Consider the following 23,376-nt stretch of genomic DNA (forward strand, 5'->3'; position numbering starts at 1 on the left):
CAGAGCCCTGTGAAAGTCAGCTTGCCGGCGATGGGCTGCAAGGCAGCCCTATGCGACAGGCCAGCTCTAGCAACCCTCAACGCTTGGCGATGATGTACACCGCATGCACGATCCCCGGGATATAACCCAGCAGCGTCAACAGGATGTTCAGCCAGAACGCGCCACCGAACCCGACCTGCAGGAACACCCCCAGCGGCGGAAGAATGATGGCGATGATGATGCGAATGAAGTCCATGCAGATCTCTCCTTGGAAGGTTCACAAGAGAGACTAGCGGCATGGCCCTATGGTTCCACAGCCAGGCGCCAGGCAAAAAAAACGCCCCGGGCCAAAGACTACAGGCCAAGGGCGATGCGCAGGAACGCGAGACGGTTCGTTGAAATTTTTGCGACCGCCAGGCCGGTCAGGCCGATACCTCGCGGCGGCTGTGCTGCTGGGCATGCAAGCGGGCGAAAGCGCGGGCCAGGCGCAGGAGCATCTCGTCGATGTTGCCCTTGCTCACCGTCAGCGCCGGTGAGAAGCGCACCACGTCCGCCTGTGGGGCATTGAGCAGCAGCCCCTCGCGCAGCGCGGCCTCGACCAGATCACGGGCCAGGTCTTCGCGCAACTGCAAGGCCCAGAGCAGCCCCTGGCCACGCACCTCGCCCTGGCCATAGCGGCCAGCCAGGCGGCAGAGACCATCGCGCAGGTGGCGGCCGCTGTCCTGCACATGCTCGAAGAAACCCGGCTCCAGCACGGTATCCAGCACTGCCAGGCCAGCGGCGCTCATCAAGGCATTGCCGTGGTGGCTGCCCTCCAGCTCGCCGGGCTCGGCGCAGCAGGCGCTGCCACGGGCCAGCAAGGCGGCCAATGGCACGCCACCGCCCAGGCCCTTGCCCAGGGTGACGATGTCGGCGCGCACACCGTAGGTCCGCTCGGCCAACAGGGCACCGCAGCGGCCAATGCCGGTCTGGACTTCGTCGAGAATCAGCAGGATGCCCAGTTCACGGCACAGTTGCTCGACACCCTTGAGGTATTCGCGGGTCGCCGGGACCACCCCCGCCTCCCCCTGGATCGGTTCGAGCATGATCGCCACGGTGCGCGAGTCCACCGCCGCGTGCAGGGCAGCCAGGTCGTTGAACGGCACCTTGCTGAAGCCCGGCAGGCCAGGTTCGCAGCGGTTGCACGGCAACGGGTCGGAGGCCGACAGCGCCCCCAGGCTCCGCCCATGGCAGCCCTGGCTGGCAGTGATGATGTGATAGGCACCATTGCGATGCAGCTGGCCCCACTTGCGGGCCAGCTTGATCGCCCCTTCGCAGGCTTCGGCGCCGCTGTTGAGCAGGTACGCCTGGTCGCTGCCGGTGCTCTGGCACAGCCGCTCGACCAGCTCCAGCAGGCTCCGGCTGTGAAAACCCGCACCCGGGTTGATCAGCGCCTGGGCCTGGTTACCCAGCGCCTTGGCCAGCACGCCTGGGCTGTGACCGAGGCTGTTGACCGCACAACCCTGGGTGAAATCCAGGTAGGCATGCCCTTCGCTGTCCCACAGCCACGAGCCCTGCCCCCGCACGAAGACCTGCTCAGCCCGTTGCGCGCTCGCCATCAGGTGCTCGCGAGCCAGTTGCGGCACCGCCGGCTCGGCCACTGGGGCACGCTTGGGCTCGGCGGCCACCGGGGGCGAGCGGCGCAGGTTGAACAGGTTCATCGGGGCTCCAGCCAATCACGGTCAGGGTGGTCAAGGCCCCGGTCGATGTGCCGGAGGGTTTATATTCTGCCTTGCCTATCAAAAGTCTTTTTCATCCAGGGTAACAATCACTGTAATGATCGCTGTAAGCCGCTGGAATACGGGGATAGACTAGGCGTCACGGCGCGTTGCGACCATTCCGTTTTTTCAGCTTTTTCGATAAGTATTGCTTATGGATTTTCGTCAGTTGCGTTATTTCGTCGCGGTGTACGAAGAAGGCCACGTAGGCCGTGCCGCCGAACGCCTGTCCCTGTCCCAGCCGGCGCTGTCGCAGCAGATCCGCCAGCTCGAGCACAGCCTCGACCTGAGCCTGTTCGAACGCAGCAACAAGCGGCTGCTGCCGACCCTTGCCGCCCATACCCTGTACAACCACGCCCTGCCGCTGCTCGACGGCCTGCAGCGGGCCCACGACGCCATGCGCAGCTTCAAGGGCCAGTCCCTGCGTACCCTGGCCATCGGCGTGCTGCAGACGGTACGGCCGAGCCTGGTACCGCAACTGCTGGAGCGCGTGCGCCGAGCCCAGCCGCACCTGGTGGTGCAGATCTACGAGTTGTCGGGGCTGGAGATCGAGCGGCGCCTGCTCAACGGCAGCCTGGACATCGGCATCAGCTACCTGCCGCCGCGCCAACCGGGGTTGCATGGCTTGCTGCTGTACGAAGATGAGCTGCAGCTTGTCATCCCCGACACTCACCCCCTGAAGGACTTCAAGAAGGTCTCGATCCGCCAGGCAGCCGAACTGCCGATGCTGATGCTTGGTGAGGAGTTCCAGATCCGCCAGATCTGGCAGGCGCAACTGGCCAACCTCGGCCGCAGGCCGCAGGTGCAAGCGGAGATGAACAACATGGGCGGGATTCTCGACAGCCTCGCCCATACGGCGCTGGCGACCATCCTGCCTGGGCGCGCCAAAGATGCTGCCGAGGACGACCAGCCCTTGCTGTGGAAGCCTCTGAGTGAACCGCGGGTGCCGCTGAAGGTCGGCCTGGTGTTTCGCGATGTGCAGCGCCAGCAAGCCTCGGTGGAGTTGCTGCGCACGCTGCTGGAGGAAGAGACCGATGCCCGCCAGTTGGGCGTTTCGCCCCTGGACGTACTCGGTTGAACAATCTGCAGACGAAGAAAACCCCGCCTAAGCGGGGTTTTCCAGACTGTTTCCCTTGACATCCTTATCGCCCCGCCACCCTGGCAGGAAATCCTACGTTGTCCCTGTTCTGTCCATTGCGCATCCTGCGCTACGTCCATGTGAGAAAGATTAACAGTGGATCCAATCCTAGGAAAGGGGAGAAAAGTCACCACGCGATGTAGGAAAAAGCTTACAAAAAAACATCCGGTATTAGGGCTGCCTTGCAGCCCCGCGTTATCTCAGAACTGCCCCGCATCCAGCAGGTACAGCGTTTCGCTCCCCGCCTTCACCGAGGCCACCAGCGAATGCACACGCGGCAGCAGGCGAGCGAAGTAGAAACGCGCAGTCCCCAGCTTGCCAGCATAGAACGCCTCGTCACCTTCGCCAGCCAACGCCGCCCGGGCCATCAGCGCCCACATGTAGGCATAGGCCACGTAGCCGAAGGCGTGCAGGTATTCCACCGAGGCGGCACCGATCTCGTTGGGATTGCCCTTGGCCCGCTCCAGCACCCAGGCGGTCAGCTCATCGAGCTGGTCCAGGGAAGCCGCCAGCGGCTTGGCGAACGCTTCCAGGTCACTGCCGGCACCGGCGATGAACTGGCGGATCTCGTCGGAAAACAGGCGGTAGAACGCCCCACCGCTGCCGACCACCTTGCGGCCCATCAGGTCCAGGGCCTGGATACCGTTGGTGCCCTCGTAGATCTGGGTGATGCGCACGTCACGCACTAGTTGCTCCTGGCCCCACTCGCGGATGTAGCCGTGGCCGCCGAACACCTGCTGGCCATGCACCGCGCACTCCAGGCCCAGGTCGGTGAGAAACGCCTTGGCCACTGGCGTCAGCAGCGCCACCATCTCCTCGCTGCGCTTGCGGGTGGTGGCATCTTCGCTGTACTTGGCGCTGTCCAGTTGCATGGCCACATAGGTGGAGAACGCACGACCACCTTCGATCAGCGCCTTCATGGTCAGCAACATACGACGCACGTCTGGGTGGACGATGATCGGGTCGGCCTGCTTGTCCTTGGCCTGCGGGCCCGTGGGCGCGCGGCTCTGCAGGCGCTCGCGGGCGTACTCGACGGCGTTCTGGTAGGAGCGCTCGGCCGACGCCAGGCCCTGGATGCCAACCCCCAGGCGCTCGTAGTTCATCATGGTGAACATGGCCGCCAGGCCCTTGTTCGGCTCACCCACCAGGTAACCGGTGGCGCCGTCGAAGTTCATCACGCAGGTGGCCGAGGCCTGGATGCCCATCTTGTGTTCGATCGAACCGCAGGTGGCCGGGTTGCGCGCACCCAGGCTGCCGTCTTCGTTGACCAGGAACTTCGGCACCAGGAACAGCGAGATGCCCTTGGGCCCTGCCGGTGCGTCCGGCAGCTTGGCCAGCACCAGGTGGATGATGTTCTCGGTCAGGTCGTGTTCGCCGCCGGTGATGAAGATCTTGGTGCCGCTGACCTTGTAGCTGCCATCGGCCTGGGGCTCGGCCTTGGTGCGGATGATGCCCAGGTCGGTGCCGGCGTGGGGCTCGGTCAGGCACATGGAGCCAGCCCAGATGCCGGCGTACAGGTTGGGCAGGTACTTTTCCTTCAGCGCCTCGCTGGCATGGGCGTTGATCGACAGGCAGGCCCCGGCGGTCAGCATCGGGTACAGGCCGAAGGCCAGGCTGGAGGCGTTGACCATCTCCTCGACCTGGGCGGAAATCGCCTTGGGCATGCCCATGCCGCCGAACAGCGGGTCGCCACCCACGCCGACCCAGCCGCCTTCGGCGTAGGTCTTGTAGGCCTCGATGAAACCGGCTGGGGTACGCACGGCACCGTTGTCCCAATGGCAGCCTTCCTCGTCGCCGGCACGGCTCAGCGGAGCGATGGTCTTGCCGGTCACCTTGCCCGCCTCCTCCAGCACGGCCATGGCGGTTTCTTCGTCGACCGCCTCGGCCAGGCCAGGCAGTTGCGACCAGAGCCTGGCCACCTCGAAGACTTCATTCAGGACGAAGCGCATATCGCGCAGGGGCGCTTTATAGTCAGCCATCACAACCTCTCGCTATCAGGGGCGGGGCGATCCTGGAGGACCGCGGCACGGGGTTGGAAGGAGTGTAACCGAACAACTTTTGCGAGACATAGGGTCATCAACAGACCACACGGTCTCATTCAGTCACGCCATGCGCACCGCCCCACGCTTCGACTGCTGGCCGCAAACCATGACGCAGTTACGCCCCGCGCCCTTGGCGCTGTAGAGCGCCTGGTCGGCCGACTTGAGCACGGCATCCGGATTACGGTGATCGGCCTGGCGTTCGGCGACGCCGATACTGATGGTCACCGAGACCGTGCTGCCAGCAGCCGCGCCACGGCGCTGGCGCCCCGCCGAGTCATCCTGGGGCCGGTTCTGCGGGTCGCGCAACTGGATCGCATAATTGGCGATCACCTCCCGCACCGCCTCCAGGTGCGGTACGCACTCCTCGGCACTCTTGCCTGCGAACACCAGGGCGAATTCCTCGCCACCGTAGCGATAGGCCCGCCCACCACCCGTCACCCGCGCCAGCCGGCTGGCGACCAGGCGCAGCACTTGGTCGCCGACATCGTGGCCATGGGTGTCGTTGAATTTCTTGAAGTGGTCCACGTCGGTCATGGCGATCACGTAGTTGCGCCCCAGGCGTTGCATCCGCTCGTTCAGCGCACGGCGGCCCGGCAGCCCGGTCAGCTCGTCGCGAAACGCCATCTGGTAGGCCTCGTGGGCTACCGCCGCGGCGATCATCAGCATCACCTGGCTGCACATGATGTTCAGGGTGAAAGGCAGGATGAAGGTCTTGGGCAGCATCCAGAAGATGCCGACCAGGCCGATGATCTGCGCCGCATGCAGGGGCCTGGGCTGGCGCAGGTACTGCACCACCAGGAGGATGAAAATGCCCAGGAACAGCGGATAGGCCATCTGGATCAGGCTCATCCACTGACCGTGCAGCGACGGCCAGCGGATCTCCGCCAACCACGCCAGCAATGCCTCGGGGTAACGCTGCTCCAGCGCCAGCGCCACGCTGCCGACGGCGAACAGCACGGCGAAGCGGGCGAGCATGTCCTGGGCCAGATGGGTGCGCTCTTGCCAGGCGCCGAACAGGCCGAACAAGGCGGGCAGCAACAGGCAGACCAGGTGAAAGACCACTGCCGCGTCCTCACGAACCCGGCCATGGTCGCGGTAGAAGTCGGTCTGGGTATCGAGCAGGAAATAAGCGATATACACCGTGACCATCAGGAACAGTTCGCGCTGACGGCGATACACCGCGCAGTAGGCGCCACCCAGCAACAGGACCAGGGTGGGCAGGACATTGAACAGCGAAGTGAAGAAGACGTTGAGGTCTCTTACGTAAGCCGCCGCGAGCCCCGACAGCAACAGGATCAGTGAAGGCAGGAAGTGGCTCGCGCGGACAGCGGATAGACGAAACAAGAGAAATCTCCGACCCGGCAGATCGATAATGGCATTGTGCCTCTAGTTCATCGGCAGCGCACATGAATAGATGAATGCATTGAGTGCCGGCTGGAGCGCGAAGCGGCCCCAAATGACAGCCCAAGGCTCAACCGGGCGAATTCCAGACGAAAAAAACCGCCTGCCGGTGAAGGCAGGCGGTTTTTCTCTACAGCCGGTTGGCTTAGCAGGACAGACCGAAGTCTTCTTCCTTCATGGCCATCAGGTTGTCGGCACCGGACAGGATCGCCGCCACATGGGCGCGGGTGCGCGGCAGGATGCGCTGGTAGTAGAAGCGTGCAGTCTGCAGCTTGGCGGTGTAGAACGCCTCCTCGCTGGTGCCGGCGGCCAGTTTCTCGGCGGCCAGGCGGGCGATGTCGGCCCAGAAGTAGGCCAGGCAGGCGTAACCGGAGTACATCAGGTAGTCCACCGAGGCGGCACCGACTTCCTCGCGGTCCTTCATCGCCGCCATGCCGATCTTCATGGTCAGCTCGCCCCACTCCTTGTTCAGCGCAGCCAACGGCTCGACGAACGCCTTGATGGCCTCGTTGCCTTCCTGGGCCTGGCAGAACTTGTGGACGATCTTGGTGAAGCCCTTGAGCGCCTCGCCCTGGGTCATCAGCACCTTGCGGCCGAGCAGGTCCAGGGCCTGGATGCCGGTGGTGCCTTCGTACAGCATGGAGATACGGCTGTCGCGCACGTTCTGCTCCATGCCCCACTCGGCGATGAAGCCATGGCCGCCGTAGATCTGCACGCCATGGTTGGCGGCCTCGAAGCCGACCTCGGTCATGAAGGCCTTGGCGATCGGGGTCATGAAGGCCAGCAGGGCGTCGGCCTTCTTACGAGCCTCTTCGTCCTGGCTGTACTTGACGATGTCCACCTGCTTGGCGGTGAAATAGACCATGGCGCGGTTGCCTTCGGCGAAGGCCTTCATGGTCAGCAGCATGCGCCGCACGTCCGGGTGCACGATGATCGGGTCGGCGGCCTTGTCCGGCGCCTTCGGGCCGGTCAGGGAACGCATCTGCAGGCGCTCGCGGGCATACTTCAGGCCACCCTGGAAGGCCACCTCGGCATGGGCCAGGCCCTGCAGCGCGGTGCCCAGGCGGGCGGTGTTCATGAAGGTGAACATGCAGTTCAGGCCCTTGTTGGCAGGGCCGATCAAGAAGCCGGTGGCGCCGTCGAAGTTCATCACGCAGGTGGCGTTGCCGTGGATGCCCATCTTGTGCTCGATGGAGCCGCAGGACACGGCGTTGCGCTCACCCACGCCACCTTCGGCGTTGGGCAGGAACTTGGGCACGATGAACAGCGAGATGCCCTTGGTGCCGGCCGGGGCATCGGGCAGGCGGGCCAGGACGATATGGACGATGTTGTCGGCCATGTCGTGCTCGCCGGCGGAGATGAAGATCTTGGTGCCGGAAACCTTGTAGGAACCATCGGCCTGGGGCTCGGCCTTGGTGCGCAGCATGCCCAGGTCGGTGCCGCAGTGTGGCTCGGTCAGGCACATGGTGCCGGTCCACTCGCCAGTCACCAGCTTGCTCAGGTAGGTGTGCTGCTGCTCGGCGGTGCCGTGGGCCGACAGGGTGTTCATGGCGCCGTGGGACAGGCCCGGGTACATGCCCCAGGACCAGTTCGCCTCGCCGACCATCTCGCTGATGGCCAGGCCCAGGGACTCCGGCAGGCCCTGGCCGCCGTGCTCGACGTCATGGGCCAGGCTCGGCCAGCCGCCTTCGACGAACTGCTTGTAGGCTTCCTTGAAGCCAGTAGGGGTCTTCACGCCCGACTCGCTCCAGGTGCAGCCTTCCTGGTCGCCGACACGGTTCAGCGGAGCCAGTACCTGCTCACAGAACTTCGCGCCTTCCTCGAGGATCGCGTCGACCATGTCGGGCGTGGCGTCCTGGCAGCCCGGCAGGCTCTGATAGTGCGCTTCAAAGCCGAGCAGCTCGTCGCGAACGAAGCGAATATCACGCAAGGGGGCTTTGTAATCAGGCATAGCGATGAACCTCTGTGATGAGTCCGGTGGGGAGACCGCTGGTACCGACCAGCTCTTGCCGGCTTTCGGTCAAACAGTTGTTTGAAACTTACGTTTAGCTCCGGGCAATGTCAAGGATGGACTATGGTGCCATTCATGCCGCGAAACATGGCATACACGCCAAGCGGCTGCACGAGCGCCTTGTGTTTCCCGCTGCGGGGAGAGCGACTTGGCAACGGCGTTGTCTGGGCGGGCGCATTCGCGGCGGTTCGGCGCCCCGACAGGGGCACGCATCCTGTGTCATGCCAAGGCTTTGGGGAGCCGGCTTGCCGGCGATGGGCGGCAGCCCAGGGAAAGGCAAGTCAGGCGTAGGTGTCGATGAACCGACCGAGCATTTCGTCCGAAGCCTTGGCGACTTTCACGCCCAGTTCGACTTCATGCTTGCCCAGCGCCAGTTGCACGGTGCTGGTGGCCAGGTCCATCTGCTGGCTGCGGTCAACCGCACGCAGGCGTTCGGCCTGGTAGTCGCTGGTCTGACTGGTGGCGGCACGCTCTACGGTGCCGTTGGCGATCTGGCTGGCGGCCGGGTCGATGCGCTGCTGGCCGGCCTGGATGGCGCCAAGGCCTGCGTAATAGGCAGAGCTACCGGTGATTTCCATGTCAGGACTCCGAGGACGCGGGATGATGAAACAGGCCTCATTAAAGCAGTTGAGGGGTAAAAAGGCCCGTTTAAATGACTAATAGCCTAGTGCCATCCAATAGACCGGCAATATTTCTGGCCCTCCAGTGGGGTTGACACACGCTGGGGCCGCTGCGCGGCCCCAATAGGGCTAATCCAGCAAATCCAGCTGCAGATGCGCCGCCACTGCGTCGGCACTGGCCACCTTCAGCCTCGGCACCCGCCCCAGGCAAGGTGCTGGCAGCCGCTCGGCCAAGCTGGCGAGGTTCTCCTCCAGCCGCGAGGTACGCGGATCGACGATGTTGGCCACCCAGCCGGCCAACTGCAGCCCATCGCGCGCAATGGCCTCGGCGCTGAGCAGGGCATGGTTGATGCACCCCAGGCGCACCCCCACCACCAGGATCACCGGCAGCTTCAAGGCGATCGCCAGGTCCGACAGGTTGGCCTGGCCCGACAAGGGCACCCGCCAGCCCCCCGCGCCTTCCACCAAGGTGAAGTCGGCGCCCAGGGCCAACACCTGCTGCATGGCGGCCAGCAGCGTCGACACGTCCAGGCTCACCCCGGCCTCCCGCGCCGCCACGTGCGGGGCGATCGCCGGCTCGAAGGCGAATGGATTGACCTGCTCGTAGGGCAGCTTCACCGAACTTTCCGCGATCAGCGCCAGGGCATCGGCATTGCGCAAGCCTTTGGCGCCCAAGGTGCAGCCGGAGGCCACCGGCTTGGCGCCCAGGGTGCTCAGGCCCTGCGACCGCGCCGCGTGGAGCAATCCAGCGGCGATGGTGGTCTTGCCTACATCGGTGTCGGTGCCCGCGATGAAATAGGCCTGGCTCATCTCACGCCTCGTCTGCCATGGGTTTGCGCAACACGCCATAGACCACCTGGTAGGTGGCTGGCAGGCCTTCGGGCTGGCGGAAGCGCTCATAGGCCTGCAGCAGGCCCTGCATCCGCGCCCGCCCGGTCAGCCCGGACGGCCGGCCGGGATTGAGGTTGTGCGCCCCCAGGGCCTTGAGTTCGTGGGTCAGGCTGCGCACGTCCGGGTAGTGCAGTACCTGAGGGCGCCGCTCCAGGCCAAGCACCCGCAACCCGCTCTCGTCACACAGCCGCTGGTAGTCCTCGAAACGCCGGAAGCGATTGACGTGGACCAGGCCATCCACGGCCAGCCAACTGGCGCGCAGCTCGTCGAGGGTACCGACGCACAAGCTACTGAAGGCCAGCACGCCACCCGGGCGCAGCACCCGCCGCGCCTCACCCAGCACACTGGCGAACTGGCCGCACCATTGCACCGCCAGGCTGGAGAACACCAGGTCGACGCTTTCATCGCGCAACGGCAGGCGCTCGGCGTCGCCTGCCACGTGATAGCCGGCGCCGCCCTGCTCACGGGCATGGCGCAACATGCCTTCGGCAATGTCCACCGCCACGCCGGTCGCCGTGTCGAAGCGCTCGGCCAGGGCACGGCTGAAGTGGCCCGTGCCACTGCCCAGGTCGAGCCAGTGCGACGGTGCCAGGTCGTCCGGCAACCGGTCGAGCAGGGCCAGGCCCACAGCCCGCTGCAGGGCCGCCACGCTGTCATAGCTGGCCGCCGCGCGGGAGAACGAGGCCGCCACCTGGCGCTTGTCCGGCAGCGTGCCGGGCAGGTTCGGACGGGAAAGGTCAGTCATCGCCACTCTCATGCAGGAAACTCTTGATGCCCGTCGCCAGCTCCTGTGGGTATTCCAGCAGGAAGGCGTGGGAACTGTCTTCGACCAGGCCGACTTCCACGTCCGGCAGCAGTTCGCTCAGGGCCTTGGCCACCTCCGCCGGGACCAGCGCATCGCTGCCGGCGAACAGGTGCAACTGGGGCCCGCCGTAGTGCTCCAGGGCAGCGCGTGTATCGAGGCTGGCCAAGACCTCCAGGCCAGTGGCCAGGTACAGCGGGTCGGTGTCCGGCACACCGACACCCAACTGGCGCAGCAGGGTGCGCGGCATCTGTGCGCCTTCGCTGCATAGGGTACGAAAGCGCTTGAGGGTCACCTGGGGATGGCTGCGGCAACCGTCGAGAAAGGTACCGAAGGTGTCCACCGCCATGCCGTGGGGCCAGTCCGGCCGACAGACGAAGCTGGGGTTGCTGGCCAAGGTCAGCAGGCCGCAACAGTGGTCGCCGCGCTTGTGCGCAAGCAAGCTGGCGAGCATGCCGCCGAGCGACCAGCCGCCCAGCCAGGTGTCGTTGGGCAGCTTGCGGTCGAGGTACTCGACCCAGGCCTGGACATTGGCCTCGGCCAGCTCCGGCAGCGGCATCAGCTCGACCTGCAGGCGCGAGTCCTGGGCCCGCAGGCTTGCGGCCAGCGGTTCCAGCGAGGCAGTGCCCAGCCCCCAGCCGGGCAGGAGGATCAGTCGGTTACGCATCGGCGGACTCCAACGATGGATAGCATTCTGCCAATGCATTCAACAATAGCTGGACCTGAGCCTCACTGTGCGCCGCGCTCAGGGTCACGCGCAGACGGGCGGCACCGGCCGGCACGGTCGGCGGACGGATCGCGGTGACCAACAGCCCTCGCTCGCGCAACATCTGCGACAGGCGCAGGGCCCGTGCACTGTCGCCAACCAGGATGGGCTGGATCGGCGTCTGGCTGTCCATCAATTCGAGGCCGATCTGCTCGGCGCCCCGGCGGAACTGGCTGACCAGGGCAGCCAGGTGCTCGCGCCGCCAGGTTTCACGGCGCAACAGCTCCAGGCTCTTGAGCGTGGCACAGGCCAGCGCCGGTGGCTGGCTGGTGGTGTAGATGTACGGTCTGGCGAACTGCACCAGGGCCTCGATCAGCGCCTCGCTGCCGGCCACGAAGGCACCTGCGGTGCCGCAGGCCTTGCCGAGGGTGCCGATCAATACCGGCACGTCGTCCAGCCCCAGGCCGAAATGCTCGACGACTCCGCCACCGTTGGCGCCAAGGGTGCCCAGGCCATGGGCGTCATCGACCATCAGCCAGGCGCCACGGGCCCGGGCGACCGCGGCCAGGGCCGGCAGGTCGGCCAGGTCGCCATCCATGCTGAAGACCCCGTCGGTGACCACCAGGGTATCGCCGCTGGCCTTGTCCAGGCGGCTGGCCAAGCTGGCCGGGTCGTTGTGCAGGTAACGGCTGAAGCGCGCACCACTGAGCAGCCCACCGTCGAGCAGCGAGGCATGGTTGAGGCGGTCCTGCAGCACGCTGTCGCCCTGCCCCACCAGCGCGGTGATGGCGCCGAGGTTGGCCATGTAGCCTGTGGAAAACAGCAACGCCCGTGGACGCCCGGTCAACTCGGCGAGCGCCTCTTCCAGCGCATGGTGCGGCGCGCTGTGGCCGATCACCAGGTGCGAGGCACCGCCACCGACGCCCCAGCGCTCGGCTCCGGCGCGCCAGGCGGCGATAACCTGCGGGTGGTTGGCCAGGCCCAGGTAGTCGTTACTGCAGAAGGCCAGCAGCCGCTGCCCATCGACCACCACCTCCGGCCCCTGGGGGCTTTGCAGTAGCGGCCGCTGCCGGTACAGGTCCGCGGCGCGCCGTTCGGCCAGGCGCGCCGCCAGGTCGAAGGCCATGTTCAGGCCGACGCGGCGTTGTAGAAGAGCTCGCTGCTACGCTGCTCGACCAGCGCCTGCTCGATGGCCGCCTGGTGCACTTCGTCGGCGTGCTCTTCGCGCGCCTGCGGCTGGATACCGAGGCGGGCGAACAGTTGCATGTCCTTGTCGGCCTGGGGGTTGGCGGTGGTCAGCAGCTTCTCGCCGTAGAAGATCGAATTGGCGCCGGCCATGAAGGCCAGGGCCTGCATCTGCTCGTTCATCTGCTCGCGGCCGGCGGACAGGCGCACATGGGACTTGGGCATGAGGATCCGCGCCACCGCCAGCATGCGGATGAAGTCGAACGGGTCCACGTCTTCCTCGTCGGCCAACGGCGTGCCGGCGACCTTGACCAGCATGTTGATCGGCACCGACTCGGGGTGCTCGGGCAGGTTGGCCAGCTGGATCAGCAGGCCGGCACGGTCATCGAGCGACTCGCCCATGCCGAGGATGCCGCCGGAGCAGATTTTCATGCCGGCATCGCGCACATAGGCCAGGGTCTGCAGGCGCTCGCCGTAGGTGCGGGTGGTGATGATGTTGCCGTAGAACTCCGGCGAGGTGTCGAGGTTGTGGTTGTAGTAGTCCAGCCCGGCCTCGGCCAGGGCCTGGGTCTGCTCGCGGTCGAGGCGGCCGAGGGTCATGCAGGTCTCCAGGCCCATGGCCTTGACCCCTTTGACCATCTCCAGCACGTAGGGCATGTCCTTGGCCGAGGGGTGCTTCCAGGCCGCGCCCATGCAGAAGCGGGTCGAACCGATGGCCTTGGCCCGGGCGGCCTCCTCCAGCACTTTCTGCACTTCCATCAGCTTCTGTTTTTCCAGCCCGGTGTTGTAGTGGCCGGACTGCGGACAATATTTGCAATCTTCCGGGCAGGCGCCGGTCTTGATCGACAGCAGGGTGGAAACCTGCACGCGGTTGGGGTCGAAGTGCGCGCGGTGCACGGTCTGCGCCTGGAACAGCAGGTCGTTGAACGGTTGCTGGAACAGCGCCTTGACCTCGGCCAGGGTCCAGTCGTGACGTGTTGTTGCAGTTGTGCTGGCGCTCATCGGCGTTTCCTTGTTTAGGCTCTGACTGGCGCCGGGACAGGCGCATCACGGATAGCCCGCATAGTCACGGAAGGCCCATGGACTGTCAACCACCACTCAAAACACTGGTTTACAAGTGTACAAATATCAACCAATACTGCTTGCTCTGCGACGAGCCCGCCGCACAGGCCTACCCCCTGTGCATGGCTTGCGAGCTGGAACTCCCCTGGCTGGACGAGCACTGCACCCGGTGCGCCCTGCCCTTGCCGATGGACGACCTGACCTGCGGCCAATGCAGCCGCAGGCCCCCGGCGTTCGAACAGGCCGTGGCGGCCTGGCATTATGGCTTCCCGGTCGACACCCTGATCGCGCGCTTCAAGCACCACAGCCAATGGCCGCTGGGCCGGCTGATGGCCCAATTGTTGGGCCATGCTTTGCAGCACCGCTTCGCCCAGGGCCTGCCAAGGCCTGACCAGCTGTTGCCCGTCCCCCTGGGCATGCGTCGACTGCGCCAACGCGGCTTCAACCAGGCCGGCATGCTGGCCCGCTGGCTGTCCACGCAACTGGCCATCCCCAGCGATGACCAGCTGCTGCGAAGGGTGCGCGAGACACCTGCACAGCAGACCCTGGACGCCAAGGCACGCCAGCGCAACTTGCGCCAAGCCTTCACACTCGCCCCAGATGCCGCTGTGGAGGGCCAGCACCTGGCCCTGGTCGACGATGTGCTGACCACCGGCGCCACCGTCCAGGCCTTGGCGAGCCTGCTGCGCAAGGCCGGTGCGCGGCGGGTGGATGTGTACTGCCTGGCGCGCACGCCCAAGCCGGGGCAGGCATGAGCGGGTTGCCCGGCAGCACGGAACTTGACTTGCCCAGGAGCGGGAGGCACCGTCGCTGCATCGCCATCCGTTCCCGGCACTGCCCATGTCCCTACCCGCCCTGCTCACCCAGCACATCGCCCGCCGCCCACAACGCATCGCCCTGTTGCAGCACGTTGCCGAGCAAGGCTCGATCACCCGCGCCGCCAAGGCTGCCGGCATCAGCTACAAGGCCGCCTGGGATGCCATCGACGAACTCAACAACCTGGCCAGCCGCCCCCTGGTGGAGCGCAGCACCGGGGGCCGCGGCGGCGGTGGGGCGCGGCTGTCGGTCGAAGGTGAGCGGGTACTGCGCCTGTACCAGCGCCTGCAGGCCCTGCAAGCGGAAATCCTCGAGGCCGCCGAGGAGAGCAGCGACCTCGACCTGCTCGGCCGCCTGATGCTGCGCACCAGCGCGCGCAACCAGTTGCAGGGGAAGATCAGCGGCCTGCGTCGCGAGGGGCGGCATGACCGCGTCAGCCTCGACCTGGGCGCTGGCCTGGAAATCGAGGCGTTGATCACCCGGGGCAGCACCGAACGCCTGGAGCTTGGGCTGGGGACCACGGTGGTGGCCTTGCTCAAGGCCGGTTGGGTGCAGTTGCTCGGTGATGCCGACGAGGTCGAGGCTGGCAGCAATTGCCTGAAGGCCACGGTCGAGGAAGTGCTGGCGGATCAAGGCGGGCCCAGCGAGGTGCGCCTGGCGCTGGGCAATGGGCAGACCTTGTGTGCCTTCGCCGAAGTGGATTGGCTGGCACAAAGGAAGGTTGGCCAGGGTTGTGGAGTGAGGGTGCAGTTCCATCCGTCCCATGTGCTGCTTGGGGTGCCCGTGTAGCCTGGCCGTGCGCTGCGCGCCCGGTTCGCGGGCAAGCCCGCTCCCACAGGGACCGCACCACTCTCGAGATCACTGGGCTTGTCCCGCGAATGGCCTGCCTGGAATGCGCTACCATGCGCCCATGCCGTCCGCGCCCTGGAGCCTTCATGTCCCACCCCTTCGATACCCTCACCCCCGACCTGGTCCTGGATGCCGTGGAAAGCCTGGGCTTTCTCAGCGATGCCCGGGTCCTGGCGCTCAACAGCTACGAAAACCGCGTCTACCAGGTGGGCATCGAAGGGGAGCAACCGCTGGTCGCCAAGTTCTACCGCCCAGGCCGCTGGGATGATGCCGCGATCCTCGAGGAACACCGCTTCAGCAGCGAGCTGGCCGAGTGCGAAGTCCCCGTGGTCGCACCGCTGCAACACCAGGGCCGCAGCCTGTTCGAACATCGAGGCTTTCGTTTCGCCCTGTTCCCACGCCGGGGCGGCTACGCGCCAGAGCCCGGTAACCTCGACCAGCTCTACCGGCTCGGCCAGTTGCTCGGCCGTCTGCATGCCGTGGGCGCCGCACGCCCGTTCGAGCACCGCGAAAGCCTGACGGTGGACAACTTCGGCCATGCCTCGCTCGAGACCTTGCTGGCCGGCGACTTCATCCCAAAAGACCTGCTGCCGGCCTTCGAGTCCGTGGCCCGCGACCTGCTGCAACGGGTCGAGGCCCTCTATGCGCGAACCCCGCACCAGGTCATCCGCCTGCATGGCGACTGCCACCCCGGCAACCTGATGTACCGCGACGAAACCTTCCACATCGTCGACCTGGACGACTGCCGCATGGGCCCGGCCGTGCAGGACCTGTGGATGATGCTCGCCGGCAGCCGCGAGGAGCGCCTGGGCCAGTTGGCCGAGCTGATCGACGGCTACAACGAGTTCCACGACTTCGACCCGCGCGAGCTGGCCCTGATCGAGCCGCTGCGTGCCCTGCGTCAGTTGCACTACAGCGCCTGGCTGGCCCGGCGCTGGGACGATCCGGCGTTTCCGCCGAGCTTCCCCTGGTTCGGCCAGCCACGCTATTGGGGCGACCAGATCCTCGCCCTGCGCGAGCAGATCGCCGCCCTGGATGAAGAACCCCTGAAATTGTTCTAGAACCCCAAGCCGGTCTGTCTACAATAGGCATGCTGTATTTAGCTACCTAAGCAAGGAATCTGCATGCACGCTGCAAACCCGCGTCGCGGGTACATCCTGGGCCTTGGCGCCTATATCATCTGGGGTTTGTTCCCCTTGTACTTCAAAGCCATCCAGAACGTCCCGGCGGTGGAAATCATCGTCCATCGGGTGCTCTGGTCGGCGCTGTTCGGCTCGCTCCTGCTGCTGGTGTGGAAGCACCCCGGCTGGTGGCGCGAACTGCGTGACAACCCACGTCGCCTGGCGGTCCTGGCCCTGAGCGGCGCCTTGATCGCCGGCAACTGGCTGACCTACGTGTGGGCCGTGAACAATGGCCGCATGCTCGAAGCCAGCCTGGGCTACTACATCAATCCGCTGGTCAACGTGCTGCTGGGCATGCTCTTGCTCGGCGAACGCCTGCGCCGCCTGCAATGGCTGGCGGTGGGGCTGGCGGCGGTAGGCGTGGCCCAGCAGGTCTGGCAGGTCGGCAGCCTGCCCTGGGTATCGCTGGTGCTGGCGCTGTCGTTTGGCTTCTATGGCCTGATCCGCAAGCAGGCGCCGGTGGCGGCCCTGCCCGGCCTGGTGGTGGAAACCTGGATGCTGGTGCCCCTGGCCGCCGGCTGGCTGCTCCTGCACCCGGCCGCGAGCAGCGCCCAGGGCGACTTCTACACCAGCAGCGAAGCCCTCTGGCTGATGGCTGCCGGCCCGGTCACCCTGGTGCCGCTGGTGTGCTTCAACGCCGCCGCCCGTCACCTGCCCTATACCACCCTGGGCTTCCTGCAATACCTGGCACCGACCCTGGTGCTGCTGCAGGCGGTGTTGCTGTTCGGCGAGCACCTGTCGTCCAGCACCTTGCTGGCCTTCATGTTCATCTGGGCGGGCCTGGCGATCTACAGCGTCGATGCCTGGTTGAGCCTGCGCAAGCGGGCTTGATCAAGAAACGATCAAAACTCTGCAGGCCACGGAATACTTGGCCTGCAGCAAGGTCTCCAAAGGTTATCCACACCCTCGTCCCCGTGCTTTGTGCACAAGCGGATGATTTCTGGACGTTTTTTGCTCAAAACCGGGGAGACCGCGCCGCTTCTGGGCTGCAGGCGAACGCCCCCAGGTTATCCACAGCGCCGTCCCCGCGAAACCGGGATAACCCATTCCCCGGCTTTCCGGCGATGGGACGCGAAGCGGCCCTGATGACAATGCACTATTCCTCCGGCCGCAGCTTCAGTTCGACCATCAGGTCATCCGCCAGGCTCTCCAGCCGCTGCTGCAGTTCATCCAGCGACAGCGTCAGGGGCAGCGCCAGCAGCGCATCGGCATGGAACAACGGCTCGCTGCTCATCGGCGCAGGCCGTACCTCGGTGGTGAAACGCTCAAGGTTGACCCCCTGCTCGGCCAGCAAGCGGGTAATATCGCGCACGATGCCCGGCCGGTCGTTGCCCACCAGCTCCATGGCGATCGGCTTCCAGGTGCAGGACGGCTCGATGCCACTTTCGGCGATCAGCACGCGGATATCATGGCTGGCCAGCCCATGCAGGGCTTCCACCAGGTCGTCATAGGATTCAGCCGGCACCGCCACCCGCAGGATCCCGGCGAACTGCCCGGCCATCCGCGACATGCGACTCTCCAGCCAGTTGCCATTATGCTCGGCGATACATTGAGCGATGCGTTCGACCTGCCCGGCCTTGTCGGGGGCGATCACTGTCAGTACGAGATGGTCCACGGGCCGCTCCTCTACGCTGTTTTCAATCGCCGGCGCCGCCGCGCGCGGCGAAATACGGGGGATCGAATCAGTATAGGCAAGGCGCGGCAACCTGCCGCAGGGCGGTTCGCACAGATAATCGTGTACTGTTTCAAGATTTATCTGGAACAATCCACCTGTTTTTTGCGAACATAATGCCTCCCAGCGTGACCCGATGCGGCCTCTTGGTCGCACAGCGACGCTTTTAGTCTGATTTTCACCTGCCTGCTGCTTCATGTAGTATGCGCCGGCGCGGACTACAAAACGTCGTTTGGATGTCTGCCAAGGCGCCTGTGAAAATACGCAACCGCCCGCCGGCCCGTCTGGCAGGCCGCACCCAGCCGCGCTCGGGGTTATACGACGAGGGCAAGTACTGGTGCCGTGTTTAGAGAAGCGCTACAGGCTTAATACAGAAGAGCGAAATAGCTGAGCAGAGTGAGGCAAGCAATGACTGAACACGTTCAAGTCGGTGGCCTTCAGGTCGCCAAGGTCCTGTACGACTTCGTCAACGACGAAGCCATTCCAGGGACCGGCATCGTCGCCGAGCAGTTCTGGGCCGGTGCGGAAAAGATCATCAACGACCTCGCTGCAAAGAACAAAGCCCTGCTCGCCAAGCGCGACGAACTGCAAGCCAAGATCGACGCCTGGCACCAAGCGCGCAAAGGCCAGGCCCACGATGCCGCGGCCTACAAGAGCTTCCTCCAGGAAATCGGCTACCTGCTGCCCCCGGTCGACGACTTCCAGGCCACCACCCAGAACGTGGACGAAGAGATCGCCCGCATGGCCGGCCCACAGCTGGTGGTGCCGGTGATGAACGCCCGCTTCGCCCTCAACGCCGCCAACGCCCGCTGGGGTTCGCTGTATGACGCGCTGTACGGCACCGATGCCATCAGCGAAGAAGGCGGCGCCGAGAAAGGCCCGGGCTACAACAAGGTCCGTGGCGACAAGGTCATCGCCTTCGGCCGCGCCTTCCTCGACGAAGCCGCGCCCCTGGCCGCCGGCTCCCACGTCGACTCCACCGGCTACCGCATCGAAGGCGGCAAGCTGGTCGTCGCCCTCAAGGGCGGCAGCAACAGCGGCCTGCGCGACGACGCCCAACTGATCGGCTACCACGGCGACGCCGCGGCTCCGACCGCCATCCTGCTCAAGCACAACGGCCTGCACTTCGAGATCCAGGTCGATGCCAGCACGCCGGTCGGCAGCACCGATGCCGCGGGCGTCAAGGACATCCTGATGGAATCGGCGCTGACCACCATCATGGACTGCGAAGACTCGGTCGCCGCCGTCGATGCCGACGACAAGGTCCTGGTCTATCGCAACTGGCTGGGCCTGATGAAGGGCGACCTGGCCGAGAACGTGACCAAGGGTGGCAAGACCTTCACCCGTACCATGAACCCGGACCGCGAATACACCGCGCCAAACGGCGGCAGCGTCACCCTGCACGGCCGCTCGCTGCTGTTCGTGCGTAACGTTGGCCACCTGATGACCAACCCGGCGATCCTCGACGCCCAGGGCAACGAGATCCCCGAAGGCATCCAGGACGGCCTGTTCACCAGCCTGATCGCCCTGCACAACCTCAAGGGCAACACCAGCCGCAAGAACAGCCGCACCGGCAGTGTCTACATCGTCAAACCGAAGATGCACGGCCCCGAGGAAGTGGCCTTCGCCGCCGAGATCTTCAGCCGTGTCGAAGACCTGCTGGGCATGCCACGCAACACCCTGAAGGTCGGCATCATGGACGAGGAGCGCCGCACCACGGTCAACCTCAAGGCCTGTATCAAGGCCGCCGCCGAGCGCGTGGTGTTCATCAACACCGGCTTCCTCGACCGCACCGGCGACGAGATCCACACCTCCATGGAAGCCGGCGCCGTGGTGCGCAAGGGCGCCATGAAGAACGAGAAGTGGATCGGCGCCTACGAGAACAACAACGTCGACATCGGCCTGGCCACCGGCCTGCAAGGTCGCGCGCAGATCGGCAAGGGCATGTGGGCCATGCCCGACCTGATGGCCGCCATGCTCGAGCAGAAGATCGCTCACCCGCTGGCCGGAGCCAACACCGCCTGGGTACCATCGCCAACCGCCGCCACCCTGCATGCCCTGCACTATCACAAGGTCGACGTGCAGGCGCGCCAGGCGGAACTGGCCAAGCGTACCCCGGCATCGGTGGACGATATCCTGACCATCCCGCTGGCCGCCGACACCAACTGGTCGGCCGAGGAGATCCGCAACGAGCTGGACAACAATGCCCAGGGCATCCTCGGCTACGTGGTGCGCTGGATCGACCAGGGCGTGGGTTGCTCCAAGGTGCCGGACATCAACGACGTCGGCCTGATGGAAGACCGCGCCACCCTGCGGATTTCCGCCCAGTTGCTGGCCAACTGGCTGCGCCATGGCATCGTCAGCCAGGAGCAGGTCATGGAAAGCCTCAAGCGCATGGCCGCGGTGGTGGACAAGCAGAACGCCGGTGACGCCCAGTACCGCCCGATGGCGCCGAACTTCGACGACAACGTCGCGTTCCAGGCGGCAGTCGAGCTGGTGGTCGAGGGTGCCAAGCAGCCGAATGGCTATACCGAGCCGGTGCTGCACCGTCGTCGCCGCGAGTTCAAGGCGCGTAATGGGCTGTAAGCAACATCTTCGTACCGGGGGCCGCGTTGCGGCCCCACTTGGATGAATCTACTCGATCCCCAGCTCCTTCCTCACCAGTTCCAGCACCCTCCCCAAGTCCACCGGCTTGAGCAAAAAATCCACCACTCCCAGGTGCATCACGTCCACCGCCTCCTTCACATCGGTGTCGCCCGACACCACGATGATCGACAGCGCCGCTCGCTCCGACTCACGAATTCGCCGGATCAGTTCCAGGCCATCCGTGGGCGCCATGCGCAAATCGGTGATCACCAGGCCGATACGGGGGTTGCGCTTGAGTTGCCGGAGCGCCGCCGCGACACCCTCGGCGTCGACACACTCGATCCCCTTGCTCTTCAGGTAAAGGCACAATGCCTCGCGACTGAGCGCGTTGTCGTCCACCACCAGCACCTGCTGGGCCGGTGCAGGAGGGGCAGTCACCACGGCCAATGCTTCGCGCTCGGCGTCACTCAGGATGTCTTCATGCTCGACCATGTCCATCTCGTCAAAAAAATCCCACTTACCCAGTTCAGACCGCAAAACAACGCTATGCAAGCTGCCTTTTGTCGGCTATTTGACACCCGACACATTCCGGCAGGTCGCACCGCGTCCTATAGACTTACGTCCAATGGGCACCACAGGGCTGCCGGCCGACCATGGAGCCTTAGAACAACAAGGTCGGCGTTACTTACGCCGACACACCTATGCGGTAGTTCCATGAGCAAAAAGGACGCCTACAGCCAGGCCGGCAGAACGGCGGTGCTGCAGAACATTCAAGGTACCCTGCAGTTCCTCCAGCGTTTTCCGCCCTTCAACCAGATGGAGCACAGCCACCTGGCCTACCTGGTGGAGCAATGCCAACTGCGCTTCTACGCCAGCGGCGAAAGCATCATCAAGCCCGCCGACGGCCCGGTGGAGCACTTCTACATCGTCAAGCAGGGCCGTGTGATCGGCGAACGCCAGCACGTCACCAAGCCTGGTGTGGAGACCACCTTCGAGATCGCCAGTGGCGAATGCTTCCCCCTGGCCGCCCTGCTCGGCGAGCGGGCCACCCGCACCGAACACCTGGCCGGCGAGGACACCTTCTGCCTGCAACTGGACAAGGCCGCCTTCATCCGCGTGTTCTCCCTCTCGGAGGCCTTTCGCGACTTCGCCCTGCGCGGCGTCAGCAGCCTGCTCGACCAGGTCAACCAGCAGGTTCGCCAGCGCGCCGTGGAAACCCTGGGCAACCAGTATTCGCTGAACACGCCTTTGGGCGAACTGGCCATGCGCCACCCGGTGGTCTGCGCCCCGGACATGCCCCTGCGCGAGGCCGTGCACCTGATGCATGAACAGCAGGTCGGCAGCATCGTCATCGTCGATCCGCAGCGTTTCCCGATCGGCATCTTCACCCTGCGCGACCTGCGCCAGGTGGTGGCCGATGCCAGCGCCGAGCTGTCCGCGCCGATCGATCGCTACATGACGGCCAAGCCGTTCTACCTGAGCCCCCAGGCCAGCGCCTTCGATGCCGCCATGGCCATGACCGAGCGGCACATCGCCCACGTCTGCCTGGTGGAAAACCTGCGCCTGTGCGGCGTGATTTCCGAGCGCGACCTGTTCTCCCTGCAGCGGGTCGATCTGGTTCACCTGGCCCGCACCATCCGCCACGCACCACGCCTGGACACCCTGGTGTCGCTGCGCGGCGAGATCGGCCAACTGGTCGAGCGCATGCTGGCCCACGGCGCCTCCTCGACCCAGATCACCCAGATCATCACCCTGCTCAACGACCACACCGTGTGCCGGGTGATCGAGCTGGCCCTGGCCGAGCGCGGCGACCCTGGCGTGCCGTTCAGCTGGTTGTGCTTCGGCAGCGAAGGGCGGCGCGAGCAGACCCTGCACACCGACCAGGACAACGGCATTCTCTTCGACGCCCGCGACAGCGCCGAGGCCGACGCGATCCGCGCACGCCTGCTGCCGTTGGCCCAATACATCAACCAGTGCCTGGCCCAGTGCGGGTTCAGCCTGTGCAAGGGCAACGTCATGGCCGGCAACCCCGAGCTGTGCCTGTCTCGCAGCGAATGGGCGCGGCGCTTCGCCGGCTTCATCCGCGAGGCCAGCCCCGAGAACCTGCTCGGCTCGAGCATCTACTTCGACCTGCGGGTGGTCTGGGGCGACGAACAGGGCTGCGCGCAGTTGCGCCAGGGGATCCTCGAGCAGGTCCAGGGCAACCGCCTCTTCCAGCGCATGATGGCCGACAACGCCCTGCGCCAGCGCCCGCCCGTGGGGCGCCTGCGCGAATTCGTGCTGACCCGCCAGGGCAACGACAAGACCGCCACCCTCGACCTCAAGGTCCAGGGCCTGACGCCCTTCGTCGATAGCGCGCGGCTGCTGGCCCTGGCCAACGGCATCGAGGCTTGCAACACCCTGGAGCGCCTGCGCCAGCTGGTGGCCCGGGGTGTCATCGACCCGCTCGATGGCGCCGCCTACGAGGAGGCCTACCACTTCATCCAGCAGACCCGCATGCAACAGCACCAGCGCCAGACCCGCGACAACCTGCCCTACTCCAACCGGCTCGACCCGGACAGCCTCAACCACCTGGACCGGCGCATCCTGCGCGAGTCCCTGCGCCAGGCCCAGCGCCTGCAGAGCAGCCTGGCCCTGCGGTACCAGCTATGAACCTGTTCGCCTGGCTGCGCCCGCCC

General features: G+C 65.5%; 20 protein-coding genes. 7 read left to right on the forward strand and 13 right to left on the reverse strand.

Annotated features, from left to right (window positions below):
- Window positions 1–76: 76 nt before the first annotated feature.
- Window positions 77–235 carry a YqaE/Pmp3 family membrane protein gene (locus tag WCE05_RS10040; RefSeq protein ID WP_009681539.1) on the reverse strand — a complete coding sequence of 53 codons (159 nt, stop codon included), beginning with the start codon at window positions 233–235 and terminating at the stop codon, window positions 77–79.
- Window positions 236–401: 166 nt separating this feature from the next.
- Entirely contained in the window at window positions 402–1,679 is a 1,278-nt protein-coding gene (locus WCE05_RS10045) for an aspartate aminotransferase family protein (RefSeq protein WP_368815834.1), read from the reverse strand.
- A gap of 211 nt (window positions 1,680–1,890) precedes the next feature.
- On the opposite strand from WCE05_RS10045, the gene WCE05_RS10050 reads away from it, so the two are divergent.
- Entirely contained in the window at window positions 1,891–2,814 is a 924-nt protein-coding gene (locus WCE05_RS10050; RefSeq protein ID WP_253090719.1) for a LysR family transcriptional regulator, read from the forward strand.
- Window positions 2,815–3,074: 260 nt separating this feature from the next.
- On the opposite strand, the gene WCE05_RS10055 is transcribed toward WCE05_RS10050, so the two are convergent.
- From WCE05_RS10055 to bioB, 9 genes are all read right to left on the reverse strand, one after another.
- Window positions 3,075–4,853, reverse strand: a complete 1,779-nt coding sequence (locus WCE05_RS10055) for an acyl-CoA dehydrogenase C-terminal domain-containing protein (RefSeq protein ID WP_368815835.1) — start codon at window positions 4,851–4,853, stop codon at window positions 3,075–3,077.
- 123 nt (window positions 4,854–4,976) lie between these two features.
- Entirely contained in the window at window positions 4,977–6,260 is a 1,284-nt protein-coding gene (locus WCE05_RS10060) for a diguanylate cyclase (protein WP_368815836.1), read from the reverse strand.
- Between the two features lie 202 nt (window positions 6,261–6,462).
- The gene (locus WCE05_RS10065) at window positions 6,463–8,268 is read right to left on the reverse strand and encodes a phenylacyl-CoA dehydrogenase (protein WP_225786478.1); all 1,806 of its coding nucleotides are present in this window, start codon (window positions 8,266–8,268) and stop codon (window positions 6,463–6,465) included.
- Window positions 8,269–8,609: 341 nt separating this feature from the next.
- Window positions 8,610–8,906 carry a pyrroloquinoline quinone biosynthesis protein PqqE gene (locus WCE05_RS10070; RefSeq protein ID WP_225786479.1) on the reverse strand — a complete coding sequence of 99 codons (297 nt, stop codon included), beginning with the start codon at window positions 8,904–8,906 and terminating at the stop codon, window positions 8,610–8,612.
- A gap of 171 nt (window positions 8,907–9,077) precedes the next feature.
- Window positions 9,078–9,758, reverse strand: a complete 681-nt coding sequence (gene bioD / locus WCE05_RS10075; RefSeq protein ID WP_368815837.1) for a dethiobiotin synthase — start codon at window positions 9,756–9,758, stop codon at window positions 9,078–9,080.
- A gap of 1 nt (window position 9,759) precedes the next feature.
- Window positions 9,760–10,584, reverse strand: a complete 825-nt coding sequence (gene bioC, locus WCE05_RS10080) for a malonyl-ACP O-methyltransferase BioC (protein WP_368815838.1) — start codon at window positions 10,582–10,584, stop codon at window positions 9,760–9,762.
- The gene (locus WCE05_RS10085; protein ID WP_368815839.1) at window positions 10,577–11,308 is read right to left on the reverse strand and encodes an alpha/beta fold hydrolase; all 732 of its coding nucleotides are present in this window, start codon (window positions 11,306–11,308) and stop codon (window positions 10,577–10,579) included. Before WCE05_RS10085 ends, bioC begins: the two co-directional genes overlap by 8 nt.
- Window positions 11,301–12,473 (reverse strand): 8-amino-7-oxononanoate synthase, encoded by a 1,173-nt coding sequence (gene bioF / locus WCE05_RS10090; RefSeq protein WP_253090715.1) that lies wholly within the window; start codon window positions 12,471–12,473, stop codon window positions 11,301–11,303. The genes WCE05_RS10085 and bioF overlap by 8 nt, the downstream gene beginning before the upstream one ends.
- Window positions 12,474–12,475: 2 nt before the next feature.
- Window positions 12,476–13,534, reverse strand: a complete 1,059-nt coding sequence (gene bioB, locus WCE05_RS10095; protein WP_225786484.1) for a biotin synthase BioB — start codon at window positions 13,532–13,534, stop codon at window positions 12,476–12,478.
- Between the two features lie 77 nt (window positions 13,535–13,611).
- Here bioB and WCE05_RS10100 point away from each other — a divergent pair, with 77 nt between their 5' ends.
- The 4 genes from WCE05_RS10100 (at window position 13,612) to rarD (ending at window position 17,271) form a co-directional block, all read left to right on the forward strand.
- A complete protein-coding gene (locus WCE05_RS10100) occupies window positions 13,612–14,349 on the forward strand; it encodes a ComF family protein (protein WP_253080208.1) in 738 nt (245 codons plus the stop codon).
- A gap of 85 nt (window positions 14,350–14,434) precedes the next feature.
- Complete coding sequence (locus WCE05_RS10105) at window positions 14,435–15,199, forward strand: TOBE domain-containing protein (RefSeq protein WP_225786486.1); 765 nt, start codon at window positions 14,435–14,437, stop codon at window positions 15,197–15,199.
- 146 nt (window positions 15,200–15,345) lie between these two features.
- Window positions 15,346–16,320: a serine/threonine protein kinase gene (locus tag WCE05_RS10110; protein ID WP_225786487.1), complete on the forward strand. Its 975-nt coding sequence runs from the start codon at window positions 15,346–15,348 to the stop codon at window positions 16,318–16,320.
- 63 nt (window positions 16,321–16,383) lie between these two features.
- Complete coding sequence (gene rarD / locus WCE05_RS10115; protein ID WP_225786488.1) at window positions 16,384–17,271, forward strand: EamA family transporter RarD; 888 nt, start codon at window positions 16,384–16,386, stop codon at window positions 17,269–17,271.
- A 265-nt stretch (window positions 17,272–17,536) separates the two neighbouring features.
- On the opposite strand, the gene WCE05_RS10120 is transcribed toward rarD, so the two are convergent.
- Window positions 17,537–18,055 (reverse strand): glycine cleavage system protein R, encoded by a 519-nt coding sequence (locus WCE05_RS10120; RefSeq protein WP_225786489.1) that lies wholly within the window; start codon window positions 18,053–18,055, stop codon window positions 17,537–17,539.
- Between the two features lie 465 nt (window positions 18,056–18,520).
- On the opposite strand from WCE05_RS10120, the gene WCE05_RS10125 reads away from it, so the two are divergent.
- Window positions 18,521–20,698: a malate synthase G gene (locus tag WCE05_RS10125; protein WP_225786490.1), complete on the forward strand. Its 2,178-nt coding sequence runs from the start codon at window positions 18,521–18,523 to the stop codon at window positions 20,696–20,698.
- A gap of 48 nt (window positions 20,699–20,746) precedes the next feature.
- Here the strand turns inward: WCE05_RS10125 and WCE05_RS10130 are convergent, their stop codons facing one another.
- Window positions 20,747–21,196 (reverse strand): response regulator, encoded by a 450-nt coding sequence (locus tag WCE05_RS10130; protein WP_225786491.1) that lies wholly within the window; start codon window positions 21,194–21,196, stop codon window positions 20,747–20,749.
- A gap of 216 nt (window positions 21,197–21,412) precedes the next feature.
- Between WCE05_RS10130 and WCE05_RS10135 the strand changes: the two genes are divergently transcribed.
- Window positions 21,413–23,350 (forward strand): DUF294 nucleotidyltransferase-like domain-containing protein, encoded by a 1,938-nt coding sequence (locus tag WCE05_RS10135; RefSeq protein WP_253080210.1) that lies wholly within the window; start codon window positions 21,413–21,415, stop codon window positions 23,348–23,350.
- Window positions 23,351–23,376: the final 26 nt, after the last annotated feature.

Origin of the sequence: Pseudomonas sp. I2 (assembly GCF_040984075.1) — a bacterium.
GTDB lineage: Bacteria > Pseudomonadota > Gammaproteobacteria > Pseudomonadales > Pseudomonadaceae > Aquipseudomonas > Aquipseudomonas guariconensis_B.